Origin of the sequence: Paenibacillus sepulcri (assembly GCF_042647105.1) — a bacterium.
Taxonomy (GTDB): Bacteria; Bacillota; Bacilli; order Paenibacillales; family Paenibacillaceae; genus Paenibacillus_Z; species Paenibacillus_Z sepulcri.
The window spans coordinates 2867344-2887816 of record NZ_JBHRUP010000001.1; the positions used below are offsets into that span (position 1 = coordinate 2867344).

Consider the following 20473-nt stretch of genomic DNA (forward strand, 5'->3'; position numbering starts at 1 on the left):
ATCTTTGCTTTACATTTAATGGGTCAACGCTTATAGGGCGGCAATTCAATGCCTGAAAACAAATGAGAAAAGGTGGCTTATCATGAAGAAAACCGGATTTACGATCGTAATGTGTCTGATACTGCTCTGTCTTTCCGCCTGTACCGGAAACAGCGGCAGCGGCGGGAATAGTGCGGGGAGCGACGATACCGCATCCGTTCAAAACCCGGGAAAGCCCGATGCAGGCGGTAATAATGCGGCGGGTACGAATGGTCAGGCGCAGGGCGGGAACGAAGCGCCGGACGGCCCTGTAAAGCTTGTGTTTGCGACGTTCACCCCAAGCGAGCAGCTGCAGTCGGCCAAGAAGAAGTATGAGGCGGCCCATCCCAATGTTGAGATCGAGCTTCAGACCGCGCAAGCCGAATTTACGGATTTGGATACGCAGCTGGCCAATATCGATAAATTTGTCACGACCACGAATACGGCAATGCTGGCCGGCAAGGGACCCGACCTGATGGAATTGGATATGCTGCCGGCCGGCCAATATGCAAGCCGGAATCTGCTCGCCGATTTTAACGATCTGATGAAGCAGGATGCGACCTTCAGGAAGGAGGATTATTTCGCCAATATTTTGGACAATACGCAAATTGGCGGGGGACTCTACGGTTTACCGCTGTCATTTTTCCTTGACGGCATGGTCGGCGACAAAGACGCCATAGCAAAGGCCGGCGTACAAGTGGACGATTCGAATTGGACGTGGAATGATTTCGTCGAAACGGCGAAGCAGCTGGCAGAGAAGGGCGAGTATCCGAACGCGCTGGGCAGCAGCCCTACCTATTTGCTGACCGAGATGGCCAGCGACAATTATGCCCTGTTCGTCGATGAGGCCAACCGCAAGGCAAAGTTCGATTCGGCTTCCTTCACCAGCCTGATGGAGCAAGTCAAAAAGATGTTCGACGACGGAGTTGTTTTCGACGCTCTGGCCGGCGGCAAACGGACAAAAGTACATACTTATTTCCAGGAAACGCAAATCCAGTCGCCTATGGAGTATCTGATGACACTGAGCGGTTATGACGGCGAGGGGGAGCTGTATACGAAACCGCATGCGCAGGAACTGGGAGCGGGCGGCTATTTTACCCCCAATAGAACGATCGGAATAAATGCCGCCTCGCCCGTCAAGCAGCAGGCCTGGGATTTCGTCAAATTTATCCTGTCGGAGCAAGGCGAGGCCGAGCCGGATCTTTCACTCGGCAACACCGGCTTTGCGATCAGCCGAATCGCCTTCGACAAGCAGATCAAGGAGCTGCGCGCCAAAGGAGAGGTGCCTGCCTACAAGAACGGCCCCGCGGAAACCGACGCGTTCAAGTTCGACCCCGCTCTGCTTGACGGGCTGGAAGGCAGCGTGACGGAAGCGGTTCATTCCGTCGGCAGAAATTCGAAGATAACCGATATCATTACGGAAGAAAGCGAGGCATTTTTTAAGGGCCAGAAATCGGCGGCGGACGTTGCAAAGCTCATTCAGAGCAAAGCTGACCTGTTCCTCAACGAATAAGCTGCAGATACTCTTATCCGGTGTCATGATGTGAGGATGGTCATAATTGACCATGGCGTTATTTTCGTAGTCAAAAGAACCTCCGACCCCACTTAAGCAGTGGATCCGGAGGTTCTTTTGTGTAAAATTCGGATGACTGATTCATAGGACCGCTGTTGGGTGAACCCCAAGTCTGTGCATACTTATTCAGATATGCCTTACTTCTTCTCGACCTGATCCTGCCACTGCTCCGGATGGCGATACTTGACCGTTTGCAGATGCTCGCAATACAGCGCAAGCTCGCCCTCGTTTTTATAGATTTCATAGCTCACGCGGATAAGTCCCATTTCCTTGTATTTCGGTCTTTTGTCCATATGAGTTCTGACTGTATAGATGGTATCACCTATGAAGACGGGCTTGATAAATCTAAGCTTGTCGTAGCCGTAACTGAAAGTATGGATATTATTGTGTGCCATTAACCCCAAGCCATAGCTGAAGACCATCGCGCCCGCAACCAGCCTTTTCTGGAAAAGCCCATCTTCTCTGGCAAATATCTCGTCCCCCACATAAGGATGCATATCAAGAACGAGCGAATTGAACAGCATGCTCTCGCCTTCGGAAATCGTTCTGCGTATCGATCTTACCTGCTTTCCGGGCTCGAATTCCTCGTACATCCAATCCTCGGTATTATAAACGGGAAGATGCTGATGAGGTCTGGTTTGTTCGGACATTTTGGCGGCAGCTCCTTTGCTTTCAGTTTTCATTGGTATTCTGGTAGTACCAAGAAAAAGAATAGCATGATTCCTTCCGGCCGGCAACTTTTGTTTTCGGATTCGATGTTGGCATAGAAGCAATCCGCCTGCTTTCCGTACAATTTCCACTTTATTCCTTCGCCTTCATCTTCTCTTCATCTTCCTGGCCTATAATGACTCTATCCACTCCCTAGCGAAAGCCGGTATGTCTGATGATTAATGGCTCGCAGCCATTCCCGCTGCTGCAGACCAAGCGTTTGTATTTAAGACAGTTGAGAATCTCGGACGATCATGATTTGTACAGCGTATACGCCGATGCGCAGGTTACGAGGTTTCTGGATTGGTACGGTCCCGGCTCGGTAGAAGAAGCACGGGAGCTGATTCAATCCTGGAACGAGCATTATGAGATGAAGTCGCTCCTGCCGTGGGGGATTGCCAGAAAGACGGATGATGCTCTGATCGGCACGATTATGTACATGCCCCTTAGAGGAACGTTCGAGACGGAACCGCTGTTCCCGATTACGATCGGTTTCGAGCTGGCAAGGCCTTACTGGAATCAGGGGCTGATGACCGAGGCGCTGGAGGAAGTAACGGCTTACGGCGCCCACCATATCGGCGCGCACCGGATTCAGGCCGATGTGCGGCCAGAGAATGAAGCTTCTATCCGTTTATTGAAAAAATGCGGGTTCAAGGTCGAAGGATTGCTGAAAAAATATCTCAAGCACGAGGTCACGCAGATCTTCCTCGACGTGATTGTGCTTGCCCTCATTACGAGCTGAGCCGTTCTCGGCCCGATGGACGCAGCCTCCATCATGACTTCTTGTATGCCAGAAGAGATAGCTCGGCTCTTGCCGTCCTTAGAAGCGCAGCATGTTTCTTCACAACGCATGGATCCATACTTTTATAATTTAGAAAGGGACTGCTCCTCAGGTTTTTCAAAACCCTCGGGCAGTCCCTTTTTATCCGCCTGCTTTACAAGCACAGAGGCACAGAGATGATTAAGCCTTCGCACGGGCACTGCTTTTCTCCTCATGTTTGATCAATCGCGAAGCCGCGATGAACCACACGAGGAAAGCAAAGCATAGTAGCCCGATGAAGCCATAACCGCCGAATACGTCGTACCGGGACGAGAAATAGCCGAAGCCAAGGCCTGCCAGGATGTGAATCACATTCAGTCCCAGTGACTGGAATGAATCGATCGTCGCCCTCGTGGAGGAATCGATCCGATGATGCAGACAGCCGCTGACAAGAGGCTCCATCACGCCGGAGAACAGACAGACAAGCAGCAGAGCGGCAAGACCGCCGTAGTCCCGGCTCGCAGCCGCAAGGGCAAAGCCGACAGCGAATATAGCGGTCACGGTGAAAAGCAGCGTCCTGTAGCTGAAGCGCCCGATCAGCAGATGGGCCAGAAGGTTGCCGGGAAGCCGCAGGAGCATGAGAGCGGTAGATAGAACACCGAAATAGACAACCGGCATCTCCAGTCGTTCTGCATACAGCTGCCAGAATTCATCGATGAAGCCTACCGCTGTTCCTGTCACCATTCCCGAAACCACGACAAGGCTGACGCCGGGGTTTGACCGGAAGAAGCGAAGAGACACTGCGACATACTGTTTGAAAGGTATCGTTGCTTCTTCCGGAGTATCGTCCGCTGCCGCTGCCGGTTCCACCAGGAGAAACGAGATGACCAGAGCAATCAGCGCGCTCCCGAGCGAAATCCAGTAGTTCAGCTCCAGGCCAAACCGGCTGGCGAGAAAGCTTCCGCATAATGCGGCCAGGATGGCGCCAATGAAGTCGCAGGCATTGAGGAAGCCCAGTTGTTTTTCGAACGAAGCCGCCTTTCCCTGCAGCACCAGCGAATCGTAGAGCAGGGCATTCTCCGTGCCGCTGCCGGCCGAACGGCTGATGCCCGCCAGGAAGACAACCAGGGCAAAATGCCAGAATTCATCCGCAAGCAGCAGAATCACAAACTCGCTGCAGCCGAGCACGGCACTTAGTACCAGCATCCTTTTGCGTCCCCATTTGTCGGCCATCACGCCTGTAGGAATCTCCAGGAGAACAATCGTCAAGGCGTAAATAATTTCCGTATACACGACCATCTGAATGGTCATGCCCCGCTCCTCCCAGTACAGCCGTTCGATGACATAGGCCGGGATGAGGCTGGAAAAGAAGCGAAATGCGTACAGCATCCGCAGATTGGTTGTATAGTCCATCAGGTGCTCCCTTCATGATATCGGATTGGGCTGTTAAAAAGCTCAATCGGAATCAGGAGGCGCCCGTGGAGGACTGGTGTCTAAGGCTTAGCAGGGAGGTCTTGCGAAAGCTGCCATGGACCCATCTCCTTCAAAGCGAATTGTTATCCTCATCATAATTCTCCGAGGCATAGCGGGTCAATGGGAGTTAGCAGCGGTTGAAGCAGGCTGGAACCGGAACATGGCGGCAGCCCCGATAAGTCCGACATCGTCGTGCAGGCCGGCAGGAACGATTTCGTATGAACCTTGGTAAGGCTTCATTACGAGCTTCTCCGTCTCCTCGCGCAGCATCGGGAACAGCTGGCCGGCCGCCTTGCTCACGCCTCCGCCAATAACAATCCGGTCCGGATTGAAGGTATGAACCGCATTGGCGAGACCGAGCGCCATATAGTGAATGGCCCGCTCGATTACTTCAAGAGCGACAGCATCCCCCTGCTCACGGGCTTCGAATACCGTCCTGGACGAAACCTCTTCCCCCCTTGCAGCCGCAAGCTCCGCAATCAGCGACGGCCTTTCCTGCATCAGGACCAGAGTCGCATTCCGGATGGCCGTGCCCGAAGCGAATGTCTCCCAGCAGCCATTGCGGCCGCAGCTGCAGACAGGACCCCCCGGATCGATAATGTTATGTCCCAGTTCTCCGGCGAAGGAGTTCGTACCCAAAAGCAGCTCGCCGTCCAGCACGATGCCGGCTCCAATACCGGTGCTGAAGGTCACATACACCATATTTGCAGAACCCCGGCCGGCTCCTCTTGCATATTCGCCCCAAGCGGCGGCGTTCGCATCGTTGACGACCTGCACAGGGGCTCCAAGCTCCGCCTCCATCCATTTCTTCAAGGGGATATTCGTCCATTCCGGAAGATTCGTGCCATGGAGCACGATGCCGTCCCGGCTGTTGACCGCACCGGGCGATGCCAGCCCCACACCGGAGAGCGTGCGCCCTTCAGCGACGGATTGAACCATGCCGGTAATGCGCATGACAACCTCTCTCGCCGTTGCTGCTCCCGCCGTTTCCGTACGTTCACGCTTCAGCATTTTACCGCTCGAGTCAAAAAGCGCAGCTGCTATTTTCGTCCCTCCCAGATCCACTCCAACTACATATTTATCTATATTATGCAAATCAAACTCACCTATTTTCAGCTTCTTTTAGTAAATCAGTTGGCTGCTCCCTCATGCAGAGTATCCGCCAGCGCCCGGAGCGCGGCAGGATCGATCGGCGCAAGGGTTGACCGCCCAAGACGGACTGCCGTGCCAAAATGCACCTCCGTCACTTCGGTTTGGCGGACAAAATCCGCAATTCCCTCCGCCGCCATTCCACCGCCGGCAAGAATCCGCAGGCTGCTGCCGCTTGCTTCCTTAACCAGCCTGCGGATGACGTGCGCCGCGTCCATTCCGGTGGGAAAACCGCCGGAAGTTAATACCCGCGAGATTTGCGGATAACGCATCAACGTCCGCAATCCGGCTGATTGATCAGACAGCTCGTCGAAGGCGCGGTGATACGTCACGTCCAGTCTGCCTGCCGCGGCCAGAACGCGTTCCAGTCCGTGCTCGTCAATCCTTCCTTCCCCGGTAAGGCTTCCGAATACAATGCCTGCAGCGCGTGTCGAGGCAATGGCTTTAATCTCTGCGACGATGGCATCCAAGTCGTAAGTATCGTAGTTGAAGGAGCGGCTATGCGGCCGGACCATGACATTGACCGGAATGCTCACAGTATCCGCCACCTGCTCAATCATGCCGATCCCAGGCGTTAAGCCGCCCTCGGTAATGGCTGTAATCAATTCAATCCGGTCCGCCCCGCTTTGCTCGGCCAATATGGCGTCCTGCACACATGTAGCGATAACCTCCAGAATCATAACAATGCCTCCTTGTTTTCTCTATTCTCTTTCACTTGAACGCAACACGGCATAATCCGCGAGAAGCCTGGCGCCGTAACCGGTCGCCCCCGCTTCGGAATAGCCGGCATCCTGCTTGTACTGAACCGTACCAGCCATATCGATATGCACCCAGCTCATAGACTCGTCAACAAAACGCCGGATGAACAGCGCCGCCGTAATGGCCCCGGCGAGCGTTGAAGTACCGACATTGCGCAAGTCCGCGTAATCGCTGCCCAGCTCGGCCTCATACTCATCCACCAAGGGCATCGGCCACAGCCGCTCCCCATTGCGCTCGCCGATCCCGACAAGGCGGCTGGTCATTGCGGAGTCGCCCCATATGCCTGCGAGTTCAAGACCAAGAGCTGCCCCTACATTGCCTGTCAGCGTCGCAATGTCGATCGCTTCCGCTGCGCCAAGCTTCGCCGCGTGCAGCAGCGCATCCGCCAGCACAAGCCGGCCTTCCCCGTCCGTATTGGCAACCTGAACGGTCAGCCCGTTCGGATAACGGATGACAGACGAAGGCAGCATAGCCCTCGCGTCCGGCAGGTTGTCCGCCACCGCAATAAGGGCGGTAACATTGACATCCGCTTGCTGCCGGACCAGTATATCCAAGGCTCCGATGACGGCGGCAGCTCCGCCCATATCCATCCGGGCGTCGCTGATATCGCGGCCCGTCTTCACGTTCATGCCGCCCATATCAAACGTTATGCCTTTGCCGATCAGCGCAAGCATAGGAAGCCCGGCATTGCCTTCGTACTTCAGCTCAATCAAAGCGGGAGGATGCTTGCTGCCTGCTCCAACCGCAAGCAGTCCGTTCATTTGACGGTCGATGAGCTCCTGCCCGCGATAAACATGAATGTGAACGGGCGTACCGGCAAAACGCGCCAGTACCGCTTCAACAAAGCCGCCCGGGTTCAACGTTTCCGGCGTTTCATTGACAAGATCCCGCGCCGCCATCGCACCTTCTGCCCGGATGCGCGCCTTCGCCACTACCGCATCCAGATCGGATGCCGACAGCTCCGTCCACTCGCTCGGGTCTATGTTTAAAGCAGCCGTCCCTTCTTTACGGGTCGAGCCCCGATATTTATCGAACCGGTACAAGCCCAGCAGCCAGCCTTCCAGCCAGGCCTGCAGCCATTCGTCTGCTGCCGGGCCCGCTTCGCCGCTGACCGCAGCCGCAAGGCCCCGGACAAGCGCCGCCGAACCGCGGCCCTCGCGCAGCACAGCGCGGGCGCTGGTTCCACCGGCGCGGCGTATATGCTCCAGCGTTACCTTCTTGCGTGCACCCATGCCTATGGAGAGCATATCTGTTTCGTCTTCGGACCTGCCGTACAGCCAGGTTACAACCCCCGCCTGCTTGCGGTCTTCGCGCAGCTTGAGGGGATAAGGCTCCTCCACATATGCCGGCTGAATGCGGACATCCGCCGTCAGGGCGGGTTCGATCGTCAATTTCATGGCTGCTCCCTCTATTCCATTCATATTCGGGGTCTCTTGTCTACTATAATAGTCAAAAACCATCCATAATAGCTATTGTCGCCCTGCTCAATGCGCCTGCTTCATTACTTCTTCGTCATACAAATGGCAGGCCACCTGATGTCCTGGCTCGATTTCCTGGAAAACAGGCGCTATCTGCTTGCATACCTCCATACAGGCAGGACAGCGTGTGTGGAAACGGCAGCCTGACGGAGGATCAACGGGGCTGGGGATATCTCCCTTCAGAATGATCCTCTCCCTCTTCGCGCTTGGATCGGGAACAGGCACAGATGACAGGAGCGCCTGCGTATACGGGTGCAGAGGACGATCATACAGACTGTCCTTATCTGCCGTTTCTACCAGAGAACCCAGATACATCACCCCGATCCGGTCGCTGATATGCTCCACTACGCTCAGGTCATGGGAAATAAATAAATACGTGAGCCCGTACTGCTCCTGGAGGTCCTGCAGCAGATTAAGCACCTGGGATTGGATCGACACATCCAGCGCGGAGACCGGCTCATCCGCCACAATCAGGCTTGGACGGACGGACAGCGCGCGCGCAATTCCGATCCGCTGCCGCTGACCGCCGCTGAATTCATGGGCGAAGCGCTCGGCATGCAGGCCGCTCAGACCCACCGTTTCCAGCAGCTCGCGAGCCAGCTTGTCCCGTTCCTTCGGGCTGAGCTTCGTATGAATGAGCAGCGGCTCGGCTACAATATCCTTCACTTTCATCCGCGGGTTGAGGGAGGCATACGGATCCTGGAACACCATCTGCATTTCCTTGCGGATCGGCCGCATCTGATTATCGTTCAGACCCGTAATATCCTGGCCGTTGAAGTATACTTCGCCGCCTCCCGGCTTAAGCAGCCGCGTCACGAGCCGGCCCGTCGTCGACTTGCCGCAGCCGCTCTCCCCGACAAGGCTGAACGTCTCCCCTTTGCGGATCGCAAAGGAAATGCCGTCGACCGCATTCAAATATTTTTTGGCGCCCAGCCACCCCTTCTGGACCGCAAACGACTTCCGGAGTCCTTTGACTTCGATAAGCGGAGTCTCCTTCATGCGCTTTCGCCTCCTTCCTGATCCGTCTGCTGCGACAGCCAGCAGCGGCTTTTACGACCTTGTAGTCCCTCGACCGGCAGCAGATCCGGCTCCTGCGTCAGGCAGCGTTCCATCACATACGGGCAGCGAGGCGCAAATTTGCAGCCTGCCGGCATATGCGACAGATCCGGAACATTGCCCGGGATCGAGTCGAGCCGGCGCACCTTCTGGCGAAGCTTCGGCACTGAATGAATAAGCCCCTTCGTATAGGGATGCTGCGGATTATCGAACAAATCTTTCACAGATGCCTCTTCAACTACACGCCCGGCATACATAACTACAACCCTATCGCACATCTCGGCAACAACGCCCAGATCATGCGTGATGAGCAGCATGCCCATGTTTTGTTCTTCCTTCAGCCGCTTCATCAGATCAAGAATTTGCGCCTGAATGGTCACATCCAGCGCGGTTGTCGGCTCGTCTGCGATGAGCAGCTTCGGATTGCAGGACATCGCCATCGCAATCATGACCCGCTGCCGCATCCCGCCGGAGAGCTGATGCTGATAATCGTTCATCACTTCCTCCGCACGGGGAATGCCTACAAGCTTCAGTGTATGAACCGCATGCTCGCGGGCCTGCTTCCGGCCATAGCCCATATGCAGCATAATCGGCTCCATCAGCTGCTTTCCGATTTTGAGGACCGGATTCAACGACGTCATCGGCTCCTGAAAAATCATAGCCAGATCCTGACCGCGAATGCGGCGCATCTCCGCCTCCTTGATTTGGGTCAGGTCATTCCCCTCGAAACGGACAGACCCGCCGGCGATACGTCCGGACGTATCCTTGAGCAGTCTCATGATCGACAGCGAGGTTACGCTCTTGCCGCAGCCGGATTCACCTACGAGTCCGAGCACTTCCCCTTTATTGATATGAAAATCAACGCCGGCCACCGCCATTACACTTCCGCTGCCGCGTTTAAATTCCGTTTTCAAGCCTTTCACTTCCAGCAATTTTTGCGTCACAGCTTATCCCCCCTTAGTTTTTCGTCTTGGGATCAAGAGCGTCGCGCAGGCCGTCCCCTACCAGGTTAAAAGCCAGCACAGTCAAAAAGATCGCAATGCCGGGAAAATAAACGACATGCGGAGCAATGCTCAAATAATCGCGCCCCATGCTGAGCATGGCGCCCCAATCCGGCTCGGTCGCCTTCGCTCCCATACCGAGAAAGCTCAGGGAAGACGCCGCAAGAATGGCCGTTCCGATCTTCATTGTCAAATTCACAATAACGCTTGGCAGCGTTTCGGGAAAAATATGCCGCCAAATGATACGGCCGTTCTTCGCCCCCATCGAGCGGGCCGCTTCCACAAACAGCGTTTCCTTGGCCGACAGCGTAACGCTGCGGATAATACGGGCAAAGGATGGAATACCGAATACGGCTACCGCAATCACTACATTGGACAAGCCCGGACCGAGGATTGCAACGATCCCGATGGCGAGCAATAAATCAGGGAATGAGAACATAACGTCGCTGCCGCGCATGATGAGCTTATCCGTCCACCCGCCGTAATAACCGCTAAGCAGACCGAGGAACGTCCCGGCAACAGCCGCAATCAGCACCGCGCTGAGGCTGACCGCGAGCGACAGCCTTGTTCCATCGATAAGGCGGCTCATAATATCCCGGCCATATTCATCCGTCCCTGCCCAATGCTTCGCTGAAGGCCCGGACAGCAGTTCATCGTAGTTCGGCAGATCGGGATTATAAGGCGTCAAATAAGGGCCAAAGATGCCAACCATCACAAGCAGGATAATAAAAATCCCGGCCGCCAGCGACAAACGCTGTTTGCTGAATTTGCGGAAAAACTCCGCGATGCGGCTTGCGGAGGGTTCCGGCGCAAGCACTTGTACCGGCGCGGAAGACCCGGCTCCATTAACCGTCGGAGTATGGTTCATTGTAATACCCCCTTAAGGATTCGCTAAAGTATTTGCTGGTCTAGTTCGACGAATAACGGATTTTCGGATTCAATACGCCGTACAGCAAATCAACAATCAGATTGATCAGAATAAATTCGGTGGCGAACAGCAGCAGCTCCGCCTGAATAACCGTATAATCGCGGAATGAAATGGAGTCGACGAGCAGCCTCCCAAGACCGGGAATGCTGAATACCGTCTCTACCATAACCGATCCGCCAAGCAGGAAGCCGAACTGGAGGCCCGCAACGGTAACGACCTGAATCAGCGAGTTGCGCAGCGCATGCCGCCCGACGACAATGAATTCGTGCAAGCCTTTAGCCCGGCCTGTCCGGATATAATCCTCCCGCATCGTCTCCAGCATGGAAGAACGGGAAAAACGCGCGAGCATGGACATAATGCCCGCTCCGAGTGTAATGGATGGCAGGACATAGCTTTTCCAGGAATCAATGCCGCCCGTAGGGAACCAGCCCAGCTCCACCGAAAATAATTGAATCAGAACGAGACCGAGCCAGAAGCCCGGAACCGAGATACCGGAGATCGCTGCCAGCATCCCGCTGTAATCCGGCCATTTGTTGCGGTTAATGGCAGAAACAATTCCGATCAGCACGCCGGCGATCAGCGCCCAGCCCATACTGACAAGTGTCAGCCAAATCGTCGGCATGAAGCGGCTTTGCAGCGTTTCCGTCACCGGCAGCCCTGTCTTGAGCGAGGTTCCGAGATTCCCTTGCAATAAATCGCCCATATAGTGGATATACTGCTGCCATAAGGGAAGATCCAAACCAAGCGTGGCGCGGATGGCGTTGATCTCTTCAAGCGTAGCGTCTTTTCCCGCCACGAGCCGTGCCGGGTCGCCGGGGATGAGATGAATAAACATAAACACCAGCACGGATACGACAAACAGCAGCGGAATGACTCCGATAATTCTCTGCAATGTATATCTTCCCAAATCGCGAGCCTCCTTCAAAATAGGAAGGGGCGCTATCTGAATATGGATTCAGAAGCAGCCCCAAGCCATTCTTCGATCATTTAAAGACATATTAGATTACTTTTTGATTTCGGCATTTTTCACGTTGATGGAGCCGTCCGGATATACCTTAACGCCGTCTACATAGGATTTCTTGCCGGTAATCGTTTGATCGACGCCCAGGAACGCCCAAGGCGTATCTTCCCAGATCGTTTTTTGGATGTCGCCGTAGATGGCTTTCGCCTTCTCCGGATCTGTCGCCTTATTGGCTTCCTCAATCCATTTATCTACGTTGTCGTTTTTGTAGTAAGCCGTGTTCGATCCTGCAGGAGGGAACATATCACTGCTGAACAAACCTCTTGTCGCGCCGTCCGCATCACCGGAGGATGGCGACCAGCTTACGTACCACATTTGAATTTTGGCGTCCTCAGGTGTTGCAGCCGAGTTGATTTGGTCGGACAGTGTCGCGCCTTCCATCGATTTCACTTCCAGCTTGATTCCTACCAGCGCCAGCTGCTGTTGAATGAACTGCATGCCTTTTACGGATTCGGAATCATTCTCGCCCCAGATTTCCGCTTCGAAGCCGTCCGGATAACCCGCATCCGCAAGCAGTGACTTCGCTTTTTCGATATCGTAGTCATAGCCCGTTTGCTGAGCATAATATTGCGTTTTGGATGACATGGTGGAATCCAGCTTTGTGGCAAGACCCGATTTGACGACTTTAATATAAGCATCCTTATCGATCGCATAGTTAATGGCTTGACGTATCTTCACGTCATCATAGGGAGCTTTCAACGTGTTTAATGTAATATAGCGGACAATCGTGGAATCGGCTTTATCCACTACGATGCCATCTTTGCCTTCAACCTCGGCGACCTGCTCCGTCGGCATCGGGTAGATGAAATCGGCCTCACCCGTTTTGAGCATCGCGATACGCGAACCGTTCTCCGGTACGGGCTTGAAGGTAATGCTGTCTACCTTAGGAAGTCCTTCCTGCCAGTAGTCGGCATTCTTTTCTACGACCAGGCGGTCGCCCTGCACCCATTCTTTCATTTTGAAGGGACCTGTGCCAACCGGATTTTGGCCGATTTTATCGCCGAACTTCTCCAGCGCGGCAGGGCTGATCATCAGCGCCATTGCCATTTTGTTCAAGAAGGCATTGTACGGCTCGCTCAGTGTAATGACCACTGTTTTTGCATCAGGCGTTTCAATTTTGGCAACCTTCGTGAAGCTTTTGCGCATTCTCAGGTTGTTCTTCTCATCCAGAATACGTTCAATATTAATCTTGACCGCATCTGCGTTGAAGTCCGTTCCATCCTGGAACTTCACATTCTCATGCAGCGTGAAGGTGTAAGTAAGACCGTCATCGCTTATTTTGTAGCTGTCGGCCAAGGCCGGGACCAGGGCCATATTCTCGTCAAAGCCCATCAAGCCTTCATAAATCGATCTCGAGCCGCTGATAGACAGCGTATCGCTCGTATTATGGGGATCGAGTGTAATAAAGTTGGCGTTAACCGCTATGACAATATCATTGCCGTCTTTCGTGGCTGCCGGCTGTTCTGCTGTATCCGCAGCCGTGTTTCCCGCATTCGCGGCATTCCCTGTATTCTCTGTACCGCCGTTATTGCTGTTATTGCTTCCACAAGCCGACACGACAACTGCAACGATCATAAGCAGCATGATCAAAGACCAACTTTTACCTTTAAACCTCATGTTTATCCAACTCCCCAAAGAAATATTTGATCTATAGAATCGCTTCACACCGTGCAGCGCCAAGGAATGGCAGGTCTGAAGAATATTCTTAATTAAAGCAGGAAAAAATTACGGATTTCTGCTAATCAAGCTTGAAGAACCTCATCTGCGAGAGCAATCCGGAGCCAATCATGACACCCCGTTCATTCAGCTCGGAGCGGAAGATGCGAAATGATCCCCGAAGCGGTTCCCATACGATTTCCTTCGTGCACAGCTCCTCCACCTCTTCGTAGATGGCGGGAAACTTGTCCACCAGCTCGCCGCTCAGGATGACGCTGTCCGGGTTATACATGCAGACGACGTTGTTAACTGTAATGGCGATATACTGCAAAGCACGCTCAATCAAATATTTCGCCCATCCCTCGCCCGCCTGCCTTGCTGCGAACAGCTCCTCAATCGTCGCAATCGGTCTGATTTTGTTGGCCTCGGATAGAAGCGAACTGATATTAATGTAGGTTTGCAGGCAGCCCGCTTTGCCGCATTCGCACATCATGCCGCTCGGGTCAATGGTCGTATGGCCGATTTCACCCGCGCTGTTTGTTTCCCCGCGGTATATCTCGCCCTCAAGAATAAGCGCAGAGCCAACGCCATTGCCAAAACCAAGCAGCGCCGTGCGCCTGGAGCCGATGGCGGCTCCTTTCAGATGCTCGGCCAGCGCCTTGACCTTCAGTTCGTTATCCACCGCAACTTCGTAGCCGGTGAGCTCCTTCAAGCGCTCTGCCAGCTGCACGTTCTTCCAACCGAGCTGAACCGAGAAAACAACGATGCCTGTCTGGTTGTTGACAATGCCGGGAAGTCCCATTCCGATTCCGAGTGCGCGGGTTTTATCAATCCCGTGTTGTTCCATAAGATCATGGATGGCCTCACTGATCCGCATGAGCGTAACATCCGGCTTCTCGTCGCTGGTGCGGGTGTATTTGCTGCTGCATACGATATTCCCTTGAATATCGACAATGCCGATATTCATCTGATGGCTGTCCAGCTCAACGCCGACCGAGAGGACCGAGGTGTCTGCGATGCCGAGAAGCGTTGATTTGCGGCCCAGGCCAACCGACACCTGATCGGATTCCAGTATATAGCCCTGATCAGCCAGTTCTCCGACAATGCGGCTTACCGTTGTTGCGCTCATTCCGGTTTGTTTGGCAATGGCAGCCCGTGAGATGGGAGCCTGGTTTTTGATAATTTCAAAAACCGTCAGCCGATTCTGCCGCTTCATGAAGTCCTGATCATGTTTCTTCAAGGCTGGATCCCCTCTTTATTTTCTCCATTGGATTAAATAGAAAGAAAAATTACTGTAATTTGGGTATAACAAGAAAATTTTATAATGTAATCAAGAAAATTGGCTCTATCAATCTTTTATATTCTCCAGTGATATTAATAATATAAAAGAATATCTTAATGGTGTCAACATAGATGACATAAAATTGTTTGAGTTTATCCCTGTTTTGGTGGGAAAACAGATTATTCAGCTCATACTTAAATCTAAAATCTCATTGGTTTATTGAGGTACAACGCTTTCATATATGTAACATGAATACGACACCAATGACCATCTGAGGTGACGCAAAAAAACCTGCCAGGGCAGACAGGCTTTTCTTAAAGCTTTATTAACTGGAACAGGTTCCCTAATCGAACATGATTTCCCCGCTGCCCATTCGGCACAATTCGAACAGTCTGCGGATTTGCTTCTCCGTATTGCGGTCCGTGGATAACTCCGGCAGCTCATGCTCCCCAAAGAATCCAACATCCAGAGTCTCCATACTTGCCTGCGCTTCGCCGCCAATAATCTCGCACTGTATAAAAATCTTATATACATGCGAAGGTGATGGCGGATGATCGTGAAATTTCTTGTCCAAGATTCCCAGCAGCCGCACGGGCAGCACGTCATAGCCGGATTCTTCCTTCGCTTCTTTGACAGCCACTTCCTTCGGCGACAAGCCGATATCCGCCCATCCGCCCGGCAATGCCCATGCCCCGTCTATGCGCTCTTTTACGAATAACAGCTTGTCATCCCGAAAAATCACGCCGCGTATATCCACCTTCGGAGTGGCGTATCCCGTCTCGCTTGCGAACAGCTCTCTTATCTTCCCTGTCTCCACGCCGGTATACGAATTGAGAATTTCGATGCTTAATGTCCGCAACTGCTCAAACCGGTCCAGATCATAAATATCCTTGGAATAAGCAAGTCCAGCCTGGCTTATGGCCTGGATCTGCTTGGCCCATTCCAGCCACTTCAGCTGCATTGGCATTCCCTTCTTTCGGGTAAGGTATGATGGCATTATTCCACATCAAAATCAAAATACTTCTTCGGATAAGGCTCTTTCTTCAGCGTGTAATGCCACCACTCCTTGCTGTAGGGCTCGAAGCCCCCCTTGATCATCGCATTCTTCAGCACATTGCGGTTGTGGGTCTGTGCAGCCGTGATCTTCTTCGTCCCATGCGTGGAGACAGGTCCCAGGAAATCAAACCCGCTTCCCATGTCGATTTCCTTTCCCGTCTTCGCGTTGACGATCGTCAAATCAACGGTGCTGCCCCGGGAATGGCCCGATTTTTTTGCCAGATAGCCATTGAACAGATCCTTTTTCTCCACATCCGGGTAGAAAATCTTCTTCATCTTGACGTCCTTGGTGTCTTTGGACCAGCTCGCAAAATAATTCACGGCCTTCTGCGGCCGGTAGGCATCGAAGATTTTGAGCAAATAGCCCTGGGCAGCCAAATCCTTGCCGACCGCCTTCAGCGCATTGGCCGCCTCGGCCGACATGATCGCAAACGGTGCATTATAGCCGTCGATTCGTTTCCCGATAAAATTATAATCTCCATAATAGCGGATATCGAATTGTGCGGAGGGGATCGCCTCATCCAGATAGACCAAACCTTTGGGCAAATTCCGTTTCTTCGCAATCGCCGGTGGCTGCTGCTTGTCCGCATCCTTCTTGTCCGCCGCTTGCTTCTCTTGGGCAACAGGTTGGATGGCTGCTTCGCTTGCGGGACTCTTCTCCGGTTCTGCCTCGTGAACCGGAAGGGCAGATTTTGCAGGATTCTTCTGATCGGGCGGCGGCACTTCCGCCTTCTGCTCTATCTGCATCCCGGGATCCGGCTTCGCCGCCTGCTGCCTGCTCCCGGGCGTATTGACAGCACATGCGGATAACAGCAGCATCATGAGACATAAAATCATGATCCCTCTCATCCGCATTCTTTTCCCAGGAAATCTGTTCAATTCCTAATCCTCCTTCGCATAACTTCCGCTCAAATCATTATCAAGCATGCTACAATTATACTATATTCCGGTTAATATAATCGGGTATAATCATAAGTATCAAATGATGCGGAGGAGTGTTGTCGATGCTTCAAACGGTAACCGGTTCCATCGATGAACAAGCTGCAGGTCGCATTCTCGTGCATGAGCATGTAATGGTCGGATTTGTCGGGGACGGGAAGCTCAAGCCGTCCGATTATGATAATGAGGAGGTCATTGCAAGCATCCTCCCCCTCCTCCTGAAGCTCAAAGAAAGCGGCTGCTCCACTTTTGTGGACTGCGCGCCTCAATATTTGGGGCGGGATCCTTACATACTGAAGGCACTCGCGGAACAATCGGGAATGCACATCATAACGAACACCGGTTTATACAAAAGCCCCTATTTGCCGGCTTACGCTTATGAAGCGGACGAAGTCGAATTGGCCGCTCTCTGGATACGGGAGGCCAAGGACGGCATCGGAGACAGCGGCGTATATCCCGGCTTTATCAAGATTGCGCTCAATGACGGAACAGCCATCAATGACACGCAGGAGAAGATCCTGCGCGCAGCCATTCGCACTTCGCAGGAGACCGGCCTGCCCATTCAATGCCATACCATTGGCGGAGACACCGCTCTCCATGCGGACGAAATCATGAAGCAGGCCGATTTTGCGCGGGAACGGTTCATCTGGGTGCATGCCCAAACCTGCACCGATTTGACCATCCACCGGAAGCTTGCGGAAGCAGGCATGTGGATCTCCATCGACTCGATCCTGCCGGGCACATATGAGAAGCATGCCGGGCTTCTGCGGCAGCTGATCGAACATGGCGCCGGAGATCGTATTTTGTTGTCTCAGGATACGGGCTGGTACACGGTGGGAGAGGAGGGCGGCGGGACGTTAAATCCTTATCACCGCTTGTTCACGGAATTTATCCCCTTTGCGGCAGCAAACGGCCTGGATGCGCAGTGGCTGGAGCAATGCGTCACCCGCCATCCGTTTCAGGCCATGAGCCGGCGGGACTGACAACACAGCGGCGGAATGCTGCCATCGCATGCATATATAATGATGGGGATGAAATATTTAACAGGGCTGTCCCGATAATGTTCGTATGGATGAGTCAGTCCCAAAAATTTCATAAAAAAGAACCTCCGAATCCACTGCTTAGTGGGTGCGGAGGTTCTTTTCGCAAATGTGTGCAGGTCAAGGGAGGACCGAGAAATCAAAAATCGTTTTTTGGGATGGCCCCTTTTGGGAAAATTTTCCGACATCGCTGCCTGGACACAACGGGGAGTCTAATTTCTTCAATTCGCTTTAATCCGCTGCACTCTGCCTTCCCTTAATAGCGAAGCGGCCAGCGCAAGTATTGTAGCGGCCGCCAAAGCTATGAGCGCCCATTGATAGCCGCGGATAATGAGCTGCAGATCCGTCCGGTTCAGAACGGCATCGGAGCCGGCATACAGCACATCCTTCAGTCTTGGCGGCAATGCCAGACCAACAATCATCAAGGATACGGCAGTGCTCAGCACCTGCCCCATATTATTGAGCATCGAGCGGAGCCCGTTGGCGACGCCCCGCCTGTTGTCGGGAACAGAGGACATGATCACCGTCGTATTGGGCGTCATGAACAAACCGGTCCCCATTCCAATAAGCAGCATGCCGCATGCCAGCACCGGGTAAGACTGCTCAGCCTCCAGAACCCCGAACAGCAGCATCAGCCCGATCAGCGATAAAATGATGCCCGACGAAGCCAGCACACGGACGCTGACTCTGCGGGTCAGCATTCCGGCAACCGGGGAAATGAGGAACATCCCCACCGTTACCGGCAGCACTCTCAAGCCCGCTTCGAAAGCATTGAGCCTATAGGCGAATTGAAAGAACAGCGCAAATAACAGAACAACAGCCGAACGGGAAAAGGAATTGAGGAATGTCGCCACATTCGCCATTGCGAAACCGCGATTTTTAAACAATCCCAGATCAAGGACGGGCCAGGCAGTACGCCTCTCATGCCAGATGAATAAGGGGGTGAATATAACAAACAGAATGATGCCTCCGAGCACGATTCCGCTTCCCCAGCCTAATTCGGAGCTTTCCGACAAAGCGATGACCAAACCGCCCAGAGCCACAAAAACCAGGGCTCCGCCCCACAAATCAATCTTTTCCTGCGACCGCGCCACCGGGGTGCGGCGTAAAACAAAAGCTCCCCAAACCAGCGCCACCAGCCCGATCGGCACATTGAACCAGAATACCCACTGCCACCCCCACGTTGCGGCAACCACTCCACCCAGCACCGGTCCTAACAACTGCGCCGAAGAGGCTATCAAAATATTGATACTTAGACCCGTTCCAAGCTTGGCTTTGGGAAATACATCCGTAATCAGCGCTGTCGTGTTGGTAATCACGATGGCTCCGCCTACAGCTTGAATCACTCTGAACATAATTAATATGCCTGCGTTGGGAGAGAACCCTATCGCAAAGCTGGATATGGTAAATATCGTCATACCGATCAGATACAGCTTCGTTCGCCCGAAAATATCCGATATTTGCCCGAAGATCAAGATCAAAATCGTATTGACCAGCATATAGGACAGCAGAATCCAGCTGGAGGTGAAGGCGTCCGCATGAAAATGCCTGCTTACTTCCGGTAACGCGACGTTAAGCGTGCCGATGTTGATAATGACAAGAAATACGCCAAGACTGGTTACCGTCAGCACCAGCCAGGGATAATAGTCATCGGAGCGAAAGCGCTCAAATATTTTCATAAACCATTGTCTCCTTCGTAAAAAGGCCAGGAAGAAACGGCTGTCGCCGTCCTGTTGGCGGCTCAGCCACGTTTCTTCCTACAGAAATATAAGCAAAGTATGGAGGTGTTTTATACTTTCTTATATTTCAAGAAGAAACGGCTCTTGCCGTCCTTTTGGCGGCGCAGCCAAGTTTCTTCCCACAGAAATATAAGCAAAGTATGGAGGTATTTTATACTTTCTTATATTTCAAAAAAGCCCGGAAGGTTCAGGCGCCTTCGGGGCATTTGTGTTTTCATCTATTGGCGGATTGCAAAATTTCTTCCGTTGTCCGAATCCGTCCGACTCGCGGAAAGATCGCACTCATGACATAATCATGCTCGTTCTGGGTAAGACCGGATATTGCGTCGCTGGCAAAAATAAGCTGGTAGCCATGCTGAAACGCTTCCCGGGCAGTCGTATCCACACCGATGCCGGAAGCAATGCCGCATAATACGATCGTATCCAGCTTGCGGCGGCGCAGCTGCAAATCAAGATCCGTGCCATAAAACGCGCCCCACTGTTTCTTCGAAATCACATGGTCAGTGTCGGTTACACCGATCTCGGGGATGATTTCATCCCAATCCTCCGAACGGTCTCTTTGGGGCGGCGCCGCATCCACCTTCGGGCTCAGCATGTCTTTCCCATCCCGGCTTGATACCCGCACCAGACCGACGAACGATCCTTTTTTCCGAAAAACGTCGACCAGCGCTTTGGCCTTTTCAGTTACCTGCTCCCCGGAGAACGGGGCATAATTGCCGCTTACAACACCCTTCTGCAGATCGATGACGATCAGCGCGGTTGATTCCCAATTGAATAATGGTTCCATTCCCGCTCACTCCTTACGAATAATGATTATGAACCATAGACCGTGTTGAC

Annotated in this window: 18 protein-coding genes; 3 read left to right on the forward strand and 15 right to left on the reverse strand. The window is 53.2% G+C overall.

Features of this window, described 5'->3' with window-relative positions:
- Positions 1 to 82: 82 nt before the first annotated feature.
- Entirely contained in the window at positions 83 to 1531 is a 1449-nt protein-coding gene (locus ACFOLF_RS12930; RefSeq protein ID WP_210045250.1) for an ABC transporter substrate-binding protein, read from the forward strand.
- A 197-nt stretch (positions 1532 to 1728) separates the two neighbouring features.
- Here the strand turns inward: ACFOLF_RS12930 and ACFOLF_RS12935 are convergent, their stop codons facing one another.
- Positions 1729 to 2241, reverse strand: coding sequence for a MaoC family dehydratase (locus tag ACFOLF_RS12935; protein WP_210045251.1), 513 nt, complete (start codon positions 2239 to 2241; stop codon positions 1729 to 1731).
- Positions 2242 to 2474: 233 nt separating this feature from the next.
- Here ACFOLF_RS12935 and ACFOLF_RS12940 point away from each other — a divergent pair, with 233 nt between their 5' ends.
- Positions 2475 to 3041 carry a GNAT family N-acetyltransferase gene (locus ACFOLF_RS12940; protein ID WP_210045252.1) on the forward strand — a complete coding sequence of 189 codons (567 nt, stop codon included), beginning with the start codon at positions 2475 to 2477 and terminating at the stop codon, positions 3039 to 3041.
- Positions 3042 to 3260: 219 nt separating this feature from the next.
- Here the strand turns inward: ACFOLF_RS12940 and ACFOLF_RS12945 are convergent, their stop codons facing one another.
- The 12 genes from ACFOLF_RS12945 to ACFOLF_RS13000 all read right to left on the reverse strand — a co-directional run bounded on the left by ACFOLF_RS12945 (position 3261) and on the right by ACFOLF_RS13000 (position 16797).
- The gene (locus ACFOLF_RS12945) at positions 3261 to 4472 is read right to left on the reverse strand and encodes an MFS transporter (protein WP_210045253.1); all 1212 of its coding nucleotides are present in this window, start codon (positions 4470 to 4472) and stop codon (positions 3261 to 3263) included.
- 177 nt (positions 4473 to 4649) lie between these two features.
- Positions 4650 to 5627 carry an ROK family protein gene (locus ACFOLF_RS12950; protein WP_210045254.1) on the reverse strand — a complete coding sequence of 326 codons (978 nt, stop codon included), beginning with the start codon at positions 5625 to 5627 and terminating at the stop codon, positions 4650 to 4652.
- Between the two features lie 35 nt (positions 5628 to 5662).
- Positions 5663 to 6361 carry a copper homeostasis protein CutC gene (locus tag ACFOLF_RS12955; protein WP_210045255.1) on the reverse strand — a complete coding sequence of 233 codons (699 nt, stop codon included), beginning with the start codon at positions 6359 to 6361 and terminating at the stop codon, positions 5663 to 5665.
- 21 nt (positions 6362 to 6382) lie between these two features.
- Positions 6383 to 7837, reverse strand: a complete 1455-nt coding sequence (locus tag ACFOLF_RS12960) for a M17 family metallopeptidase (RefSeq protein ID WP_210045295.1) — start codon at positions 7835 to 7837, stop codon at positions 6383 to 6385.
- A gap of 87 nt (positions 7838 to 7924) precedes the next feature.
- Positions 7925 to 8917, reverse strand: coding sequence for an ABC transporter ATP-binding protein (locus tag ACFOLF_RS12965; protein WP_210045256.1), 993 nt, complete (start codon positions 8915 to 8917; stop codon positions 7925 to 7927).
- A complete protein-coding gene (locus ACFOLF_RS12970; RefSeq protein WP_379113580.1) occupies positions 8914 to 9918 on the reverse strand; it encodes an ABC transporter ATP-binding protein in 1005 nt (334 codons plus the stop codon). Before ACFOLF_RS12970 ends, ACFOLF_RS12965 begins: the two co-directional genes overlap by 4 nt.
- Before the next feature lie 13 nt (positions 9919 to 9931).
- Positions 9932 to 10843: an ABC transporter permease gene (locus ACFOLF_RS12975; protein WP_210045257.1), complete on the reverse strand. Its 912-nt coding sequence runs from the start codon at positions 10841 to 10843 to the stop codon at positions 9932 to 9934.
- A gap of 40 nt (positions 10844 to 10883) precedes the next feature.
- On the reverse strand, positions 10884 to 11810 hold the full coding sequence (locus ACFOLF_RS12980; RefSeq protein WP_210045258.1) for an ABC transporter permease subunit: 927 nt from the start codon (positions 11808 to 11810) through the stop codon (positions 10884 to 10886).
- A 96-nt stretch (positions 11811 to 11906) separates the two neighbouring features.
- Positions 11907 to 13541, reverse strand: a complete 1635-nt coding sequence (locus ACFOLF_RS12985) for a glutathione ABC transporter substrate-binding protein (protein WP_210045259.1) — start codon at positions 13539 to 13541, stop codon at positions 11907 to 11909.
- Between the two features lie 121 nt (positions 13542 to 13662).
- Positions 13663 to 14820, reverse strand: coding sequence for an ROK family transcriptional regulator (locus ACFOLF_RS12990; RefSeq protein WP_210045260.1), 1158 nt, complete (start codon positions 14818 to 14820; stop codon positions 13663 to 13665).
- Between the two features lie 385 nt (positions 14821 to 15205).
- Positions 15206 to 15823, reverse strand: a complete 618-nt coding sequence (locus tag ACFOLF_RS12995; protein ID WP_210045261.1) for an NUDIX hydrolase — start codon at positions 15821 to 15823, stop codon at positions 15206 to 15208.
- A 35-nt stretch (positions 15824 to 15858) separates the two neighbouring features.
- Complete coding sequence (locus tag ACFOLF_RS13000) at positions 15859 to 16797, reverse strand: M15 family metallopeptidase (RefSeq protein ID WP_210045262.1); 939 nt, start codon at positions 16795 to 16797, stop codon at positions 15859 to 15861.
- A gap of 125 nt (positions 16798 to 16922) precedes the next feature.
- Between ACFOLF_RS13000 and ACFOLF_RS13005 the strand changes: the two genes are divergently transcribed.
- On the forward strand, positions 16923 to 17840 hold the full coding sequence (locus ACFOLF_RS13005) for a phosphotriesterase family protein (protein WP_210045263.1): 918 nt from the start codon (positions 16923 to 16925) through the stop codon (positions 17838 to 17840).
- A gap of 278 nt (positions 17841 to 18118) precedes the next feature.
- Here ACFOLF_RS13005 and ACFOLF_RS13010 read toward each other — a convergent pair whose 3' ends face one another.
- Together ACFOLF_RS13010 and ACFOLF_RS13015 are read right to left on the reverse strand one after the other, a co-directional pair.
- Positions 18119 to 19576, reverse strand: coding sequence for an MFS transporter (locus ACFOLF_RS13010; protein ID WP_210045264.1), 1458 nt, complete (start codon positions 19574 to 19576; stop codon positions 18119 to 18121).
- A 274-nt stretch (positions 19577 to 19850) separates the two neighbouring features.
- On the reverse strand, positions 19851 to 20423 hold the full coding sequence (locus ACFOLF_RS13015) for an isochorismatase family protein (RefSeq protein WP_210045265.1): 573 nt from the start codon (positions 20421 to 20423) through the stop codon (positions 19851 to 19853).
- Between the last annotated feature and the right edge of the window lie 50 nt (positions 20424 to 20473).